The following is a 7,855-nucleotide window of genomic DNA, read 5'->3' as shown; positions in this document are numbered from 1 at the left end:
TCTTTATTGACGCAGATATAGACCTCCCGTAGGAAGCGGCCACCATCGGCGCAGGCCACCGTGATGTTGTCAGGGGCCAGCCACTCGTTGGCGCTCGCCAGATCGGCCTTGAGCTTGAAGCTGGTTTTGCGCAGCGGCTCTTTCGGCGATTGATAGGCCGCCGGGATCTTCACCTTCTGGCGCAAATCGCTCGCCAGCTGATGGAAGGCCTGCTGGCTCAGGCCGGAGCAGGTGCCGTGCTTCTCCCACTCATGGCGATAGAGAAAGCGGCTGGGGTAAAGGTCGGCAAACTCGCTCTCCATATCGGGATTGAGCCGTTCGCGGGTGCAGTTGCTGGGGTAACCGTGATCGTACTGGGGCCAAAGACCGTGCAGCACGAACCCCAGCTTGCGGGAACACTGGTCCCGATCGGCCGGTTTGACGGCGCAATGCTCGGGCGACCAGGAAAGCGCCATGGCGTAATAGTCAAACTCCCCCGCCTCCCCTTTGGCCTGCACGGCCGAGGAGAGCAATAAACCACCCGCCAACAGGGCAATCATCTTCTTCATCTTTATATGTCCATCTAACGCGACTCGGGATAACAGCCATGCTCCCATATTCTGGCGACCGGAAACAGCCATGCTGAAACGGCATACGACAAGGGTCAGACCAGTCAGGGGTTTCACCAGAGGGCGAGCAGGGGTAAGCTGACCGACCGGTAGGCTCCTCGTCCACCACCAGATAATCCCTCTTGGCAACCACAGGATGTAACATGATCCGCAAGAATCCCTCCGGCCATCTGCCTGTCATCGACGAATCCGCCTATATCGACAAGACCGCCATCATCTGCGGCAAGGTGATCATCAAAGAGAATGTCTTTGTCGGCCCCTATGCGGTGATCCGCGCCGACGAAGTGGATGCCAACGGCGAGATGGAACCCATCGTCATCGGCGCCAACTCCAATATTCAGGATGGCGTGGTGATCCACTCCAAATCCGGTGCCGCCGTCACCATCGGCGAGTACACCTCCATCGCCCACCGCTCCATCGTCCACGGGCCATGCGAAGTGGGCAACCGGGTCTTTATCGGCTTCAACAGCGTGCTGTTCAACTGCCATATCGGTGACGGTGCCGTGGTGCGTCATAACTCGGTGATCGATGGCTGCGATCTGCCGCCGGAGTTCTACGTCCCCTCCACCACCCGCATCAACCAGCAGAGCGATCTGACCCATATCCCGCGGGTTTCGGTAGATGCCGCCGAGTTCTCCGAGGACGTGGCCCACACCAATATCGATCTGGTCAAAGGGTACAAGGCGCTCTCCAACGAGTTCTGATCCCTTTCTTTATTACCAGAGAACAAAACGGGCGCCGAAGCGCCCGTTTTTCATCTGACTATCTATGAAGGCTAGATGGCCCTGACGCAGGTGGCGGCATGAGCCTCATCCGCCAGATCCCACAGCGGATCACCAGTGCTCAGGTCGAGCAGCGGCAGCTCACCACCGTCATTGGTAGTTGCATCGCTGCTCCAGTAGCGGTTGTAGAGCGGCCACCCCTGCTGCTGAAGCAACTGATCCGTTGCGCCATCCTTGTTGTAGGCGGCAAACAGCACCTCCAGCTCGGCCCGGGTCGGCAGACGCCAGTCATCGTGGCCGCGCGCCACCAGCTGCTGGCAGTAATCCCGCGCCCGCGCCTGCCCCATGGTCACATACTCCAGCGGGAAGGGATTGTAGTCACCATCACTGTCACTGCTCACACCGTCATAGGAGATGGACAGCCGGTCCGCCTCGTCCCTGGTCAGCTGGCAGACAAAGGCCAGCTTGCCCGCCACCAGCTCGGGTTGACGACAGCCCCGGGCAAAATCGGGCTGGGCATCCACCACCTGCACCGTCACGGTCAACGTGTGACGAGCCGTAGTCGCCACCAGTCGTGCCGTACCGACCGCCACACCGCGTAACTCGCCCTGCGGACTCACGGTGGCGAACTCCGGCTGTTCGCTGCGCCACTCAACAGGCCCATCGAGCGGGCCGAGAGAGCCATCGCTCAGTTGCCACTGCAGTTGCAGAGGAAGCGTCCGCCCCACTTCCAGCTGAGGCTGGGCAGGCAGCACGGCCAAGCCGGTGATCACCGCTCCCACCGGAGCCGGGTCATCCGCCTCACTCACCCCCAGCTCAGCAACAGTGGCCGGGGTGCGGCGCGGCTCGGCCGAGGCACTGCGCAAAAACTCACCGATGGCATCGAGCTCGTCATTGCTGAGGCCAAGGGCATGCAGGTGATCGGAGGCTTTGGGGAAGAAGGGATCATATTGATCCGCACCGGTCGGGAAGCCGACCCCGCTGCTCCACTTGGTCACGCCAAAGTTGTACATGGCCACCACCCCCTGCACCGAGCTGCCGATACGCTGGGCCAGGATCGGGAAGATGCCGTTGTGCATATAGGGGCCGGTAAAGGCGACGTCCCGCAAGCTGGGGGTCTTGAAGCGACCGATATCTGCCTTGTTGCGGGTCTGCAGGAAGCGCCCGCGATCTTCCAGCTTGCCACGACCGTAATAGGTGAGCCCCACACTCTCGAACCCGTGCTGACTCAACAGCGGGCCGGAGTGGCAGTTCATGCAGTGGCCATCGGTGCGGTAGAGGTGCATCCCCCACAGAGCCTTGTCACTGAGTGCCTGACTATCCCCTTTGACGAAGCGCTCAAAATCGCTGTCGCGGCTGATGATGGTGCGCTCGAAGGTGGCGATCGCCTTGGCGATCCGCTCCAGCGTGATCCCCTGATCGCCAAAGGCGGTGGCAAAGGCTGCCTGATAGTCGGGGCTGGCCAGCAAGCGGGTCAGCAGCTCATCATGGCTCAGCGCCATTTCGATGGGGTTCTGGATCGGGTGAAGCGATTGCTCCTCCAGCGTGGCGACCCGCCCGTCCCAGAACTGGGTCGAGCTGAAGGCGCTGTTGAGGATGGAAGGAGCGTTGCGATTGCCCTTCTGGCCCAGATGACCGACCGATACGCTCAGGCCGTCGCTCCACCCCTTTTGCGGATCGTGGCAACTGGCACAGCTGATGTCCCGTCCCTTGGAGAGCTGCTTGTCGAAAAAGAGCTGCTGACCCAACACCACCTTGGCCCGGCTATAGGGGTTGTCGGCCGGGAAGGGAACCGCCGGCAGCGGCCCCAGCTCCTGCCATTCCACCCCGTCATCCACCCTGGCGGCAGGCCACTGAGCCGATGAACCGCTGTATTGGGCGCGCAGGGCCGCCATGTCCGGCTTGCTGCTGTCGCGCACCACGGAGGGGCGCACCGGATAGGGTGCCAGCACATACCAGAGCAGACTGCCCTCCCCCTCATCCAGCCAGGTTCGGGTCGCCAGTTGATAGAGACGGGGTTGACCCGCACCATCCTGCAGCCAGATCTGGGCGGGCAAGCCAACAGCAAAGGTATTGGGATAGCGCCATGCCGACTTGTCACTGCTCAGCAATCTCTCGAACTCGGTGAGGGTCGGCAGGCGCCAGTCGCTGCGGCCGCAAGCGGTCAGCCCCGCAGCCAGTTGTGGCTGGCTGGCAACCGCCAACGCACTGGTGTCACTGCCATACAGCCAGTACTGGCTACCCTTGACCCCGCTGACCGTGCGCACATCGTGCAGGCACTGCCAGGGGCCACGCACCACCAGCTGCCCCTGCTCATCGAGGCGCAGCAGATCTGCCGTCTCCGGCTCGTCCGGCTGGCTGGGGTTGGCGGGATAGAGCTGGATACGGGCGGACTGGATCTGGGCGCTGTTGCTGCGCTGATACCAGCTGCGCGCCTGCTTGTCATCGCGCAGGGCCAACAGCATCTGCCAGCTGTCGGCATAGTCGAGCACGGCGCCCGGCTGACGCTGGGCCAGCAGGAAAGCTGCATAATCCTGAAGAGCCGCCTGTTGTTGCAGGCGGATCTCCTCTACCCTGCCCCACTCGGCCTGACTGAGGGAACCATCCCCGCTCTGATCCGCCAGCAGGAAGAGCGCCGTCTCCTCCTCGTTCAACCCCAGCTGCGGCACGCTGTTGCGGCGCGCCAGCGTGATCCCGGCCGAGAGATCCGCCACCCGCACCGATACCGCGCGCAGCAGATAACCCTCGTCACTAGCGAGCAGCTCCAGCGGCTGATCCAGTTGCAGACCTGCTGGCAAAGTGATGCTGACAAGCTGGCCCGGTTCGATGGCCTGCTGCACGCGGATCCCGGTGGCGACCTGTCTCACCTCAAGCTGTGCTCCCGCCCCCAGTCGATCAGCCACATTGACCTCAATGGTCAGAGGAACCCGGGTATGAGTTTCCGGCGGTACTATTGGCGGAGTGATGGGCGGTTCGGTCGGCTTGACGACCGGCGGGGTCACCTCGGGTGAGGGGGCCACCGACGTATTGCTGTGATTGTCATTGCATGCGGTCAGAGCCAGCAGGCTGAGCAGTAAAAGGCTGGTTTTCATTCGGTATGGTTGAGTGGTCAGACAAGTGCGCGATTATCCAACCAAATACCAATCATTATCAATTGCATTCAATTAATATGCTTTTTGACAACAACTCCTTATCAGCACGCCTTACCACCCGATGAGAGAGGGCAGCCTCTTTGGCTGCCCTCTCTTGCTTCAAACCCGCTTGTCGAAAGCCCGACAATCTTCAGGAGCACTTCTTCAGGCTGATATGCCAGTTGGCACCGGATTGCACCTGATGCTTGGCGGCGAAGCTGTCCATGTTCAGCGCCACCGACACCTGCAGCAGGCTGTTGAGGTAGACCAGCGGCTGACCTTCCGGCACGTCACCGAAGCTGCTGACGTAAGGGGCCTTGCCGTCATATTTGACCACATCCCCTTCGCGGATCTTGATGCAGGCGTTATCCCCCTTGTTGATCCCCGCCTTGGTCAGCAGGGCATCGTCGATATTGGTCCAGACGTTGCCGTACTGCACATCGAGGATCGGGATGGTGCCCTTGAGGGTGCCATCCTTCTCTGCTACCGCAGGCTGATAGGGGATCTTCACCACCTCGGCGGGCAGCAGCGGGCCGACCTGCTCGTAGCTGATGGCGCCGGAGGCGAGCCGTGCGCCGGTATAGGCATACACATCGCGGCCATGGAAGGTGTAGGACTTCTCGGAGCCCTTGAGGCGGTTGAGTTTCTCGTCAATCTGGTGCACCGCCTCGATGCCGAAGTGCTCGGCCACCAGGGTCAGGGTGCCGTTGTCCGGGGTCACGATGTAGTGGCCGCTCCTGGTCTTGAGCACCACTGACTTGCGCTCGGTGCCGACACCCGGATCCACCACGCTGACAAACACTGTGCCCTTGGGCCAATACTGCAGGGTCTGGTAGAGGCGGTAGGAGGCTTCCCAGATGTTGTAAGCCGGGATCTCGTGGGTCAGGTCATAGAGCGGCAGGGTGCGATCCACCCCGAAGGCAACCCCCTTCATGGCCGACACGGCGCCATCTTTGAGGCCGAAATCGGTCTGGATCACCAGCGCTTCGTTGGCGGCGGCGATGCCGCTTGCCAGCATGAGAGCGAGCGCGATGGCACGGGGAGCGGTGCGAATATCCATATCTGAACTCCTGAATCATCTGAGGATAACGAAACGGCGAAAGCCATTTAGACATCCAGACTGCCATCAATGAATTTTTTTGCAAGGGGTTTGCAACAAAGTGAGGGACGACTCGCAGAAATTGTGCTCGCCAAACGGCGACAGCGGGGGTATCAAAGGCAGAATGAGAAAACGTTTACAATACAGGAGCTCAGCACCATGACACAACCCGTACCGGAGATGATGACCCTGCTGCTGGAGATTGGTGAACAGAGCAGCCAGCTCTGGCTGAGCCAGCCAGATGCGGCTCCGTCACACTACCTGCTGGCCTTTGGCACCCACGCCATCCAGCCCGGACCGTTTCGCCACGCGCCGCCCACCCCGCTCGAACTGGAGCGGGCCATCATGGTGGTGGAGGATGAGCTGATGCGCATCGCCCCGCAGATACCGCCCGGCTTGCAGCTGACCCTGCGCAGCCAACCATCGCTGGCCGAAGCGCTGGGGGACAACCAGCTCGACCGGGATCTGGTGGAACAAGCCTTTGGCCAGCTGGCCGCGATGGCGGAAGGGGATCCCCTCGCCGCCAGCTTGCTGCCACGCGACGAGCACTTTGCCGCCGTGCTGCTGATTGTCAGGGAGTGGCTGCACCATCTGGCCAGCGAGAGCGTGCTGATCGTGGAGTAGGGATAAATAAGTGGTGAGGGCTTCAGCTTCAGGCAAGGTTTGTCGGTGGATCCTGTCGGGATTTCATTCGCGTATACTTTGCCCGTATGGCGCCCGCGCCCCTATCGGTACTCTAACCAGACACCTATGACCTTATTTTCAGGTAACCCCCCAGCCTTGCGCTGGCTATCGGCGTTTGCTCGCCAGTTCATCGTCAAAGTGGCCGGATTGGCCCTGCTCGCCCTGACCGGGCTGGGCACTGTCTTCTACTACACCTATCTCACTATCCAGCACGACATGGATCTCATCACCGCCAGACAGAAGAACGTGTTCGAGGTCTTCTACCAGCGAGCCAAGATCCTCAAGGTGGAGAACATCACCAGCTATCTGGCACAGCACCATCTGCTCGATCAGCCACCGCCCCCGAATAGCGTCGGCAGCGACTATCTCTACGGGTATGACCTCAAAAGCAAATACCGCTTTGCCGATATTCCGCTGCAATACCCGGCAGCCAATATCCTCAACACCTTCCGCTATGCCCTCTCCTATCCGGAGGTGATCAACATCTACACCATCTGGAATGACTACCGGCTGATCGGCATGGTGGCCGACAACAATGTGCTGCCCACCAGACTGGCGCCGATCAAGGTGGATCTGATGACACTGCCCGCCTGGTATCACTACTTCGGTTGCGCCAGCTTTGCCCCCGGACGACCCTTGTGCAGCGCCGATGAAGCCTTTGTCTCCGATATCGAGATCGACAGCTTCAGCATGCGCAACACCATAGTGATGTACTTCCCCTTCATCCATCAGTCGGGGCGCGGCGGTTACAAATACGGGCTGCTCGGTATCGATATCGCCGTCGATGAAGCATTTAACGATGTGCTGCGACCCTTCGACACCATCAACCCGACCCGCACCAACATATCGTTTGAAGCCGCCGAGCCCTGCCGCCCGAGGCATCTCTGCCTGAGCAAACCCTTTATGCGCACCAAAGCGGGGGATGATCTCTATCTGAAGTGGTCCTACAGCTGGTTCGATTTCGTCAAGCTGGCCCTGCAAAGTGCAGCCTTCAAGGTCTATCTCATCGTGCTGTTGCTGGGCATGGTGGCCTGGAAGCAGATCTACCTGCGGCTGCGCACCCTGGCGCACACCGACCACCTGACCCGGCTGCCCCGCAGAGATGTGCTCTGCCAGAGTCTGCTCCATGAGCACGACTATCTGATGATCCTCGATATCGACAACTTCAAGTCGATCAACGACACCTATGGCCATAGCGTCGGGGATCTGGCACTGGTCGCCTTTGCCCGCCACCTCAGAAGCAATATCCGCAAGGTGGACAGCGCCATCCGTTGGGGCGGCGAGGAGTTTATCGTGCTGTTCAAGGGGATGGAGGATGACGAGATGATGATCCACTCCGCTGGTCGCCTGCTGGATCGACCATTGGGGATCCCCGAGCTGCCCACCCCCATCACCTTCTCCGCCGGGGTGATCCGCATTCGCGACTACCTCACCGTCACCGAGGCGGTGCATCTGGCCGATGAGCTGCTCTACCACGTCAAACAGCACGGCAAGCACAACATCGCCTGCTACGAGGGCAAAGCGATCCGGTTGATCCGCCCGTTGCCGGACGACGCAGAGGCATAGCCGCCTTCTGCCGCGCCCCCTGCTTCTGTTACCATCGCGGCCACG

6 protein-coding genes (1 of these 6 only partly in view) are annotated in these 7,855 nt (G+C 60.8%); 3 read left to right on the top strand and 3 right to left on the bottom strand.

Annotation, left to right across the window (positions count from 1 at the left end; translation table 11 throughout):
• Nucleotides 1-548: the 5' portion of a ribonuclease T2 family protein gene (locus ACTG27_RS21070; protein ID WP_439980355.1), read on the bottom strand. Its footprint begins 94 nt before the window's first position; only the first 548 of its 642 coding nucleotides appear in the window; the start codon lies at nucleotides 546-548; the stop codon falls past the left edge of the window.
• Nucleotides 549-751: 203 nt separating this feature from the next.
• Between ACTG27_RS21070 and ACTG27_RS21065 the strand changes: the two genes are divergently transcribed.
• A complete protein-coding gene (locus tag ACTG27_RS21065; RefSeq protein WP_005343397.1) occupies nucleotides 752-1,312 on the top strand; it encodes a gamma carbonic anhydrase family protein in 561 nt (186 codons plus the stop codon).
• A gap of 71 nt (nucleotides 1,313-1,383) precedes the next feature.
• Here the strand turns inward: ACTG27_RS21065 and ACTG27_RS21060 are convergent, their stop codons facing one another.
• Together ACTG27_RS21060 and ACTG27_RS21055 are read right to left on the bottom strand one after the other, a co-directional pair.
• Nucleotides 1,384-4,422, bottom strand: coding sequence for a cytochrome c peroxidase (locus tag ACTG27_RS21060; protein ID WP_439980354.1), 3,039 nt, complete (start codon nucleotides 4,420-4,422; stop codon nucleotides 1,384-1,386).
• Nucleotides 4,423-4,612: 190 nt separating this feature from the next.
• Nucleotides 4,613-5,521 carry an SAM hydrolase/SAM-dependent halogenase family protein gene (locus tag ACTG27_RS21055; RefSeq protein WP_439980353.1) on the bottom strand — a complete coding sequence of 303 codons (909 nt, stop codon included), beginning with the start codon at nucleotides 5,519-5,521 and terminating at the stop codon, nucleotides 4,613-4,615.
• Nucleotides 5,522-5,719: 198 nt separating this feature from the next.
• Between ACTG27_RS21055 and ACTG27_RS21050 the strand changes: the two genes are divergently transcribed.
• Both ACTG27_RS21050 and ACTG27_RS21045 read left to right on the top strand, forming a co-directional pair.
• Nucleotides 5,720-6,184, top strand: coding sequence for a hypothetical protein (locus ACTG27_RS21050; protein WP_439980352.1), 465 nt, complete (start codon nucleotides 5,720-5,722; stop codon nucleotides 6,182-6,184).
• Between the two features lie 156 nt (nucleotides 6,185-6,340).
• Nucleotides 6,341-7,810 (top strand): GGDEF domain-containing protein, encoded by a 1,470-nt coding sequence (locus tag ACTG27_RS21045; RefSeq protein ID WP_439980548.1) that lies wholly within the window; start codon nucleotides 6,341-6,343, stop codon nucleotides 7,808-7,810.
• The last annotated feature ends 45 nt before the right edge of the window (nucleotides 7,811-7,855 follow it).

Source organism: Aeromonas sp. 97A, from assembly GCF_051919185.1.
In the GTDB taxonomy this organism is placed as follows: domain Bacteria; phylum Pseudomonadota; class Gammaproteobacteria; order Enterobacterales; family Aeromonadaceae; genus Aeromonas; species Aeromonas veronii.
This window is presented reverse-complemented; position numbering and strand designations above follow the sequence as displayed.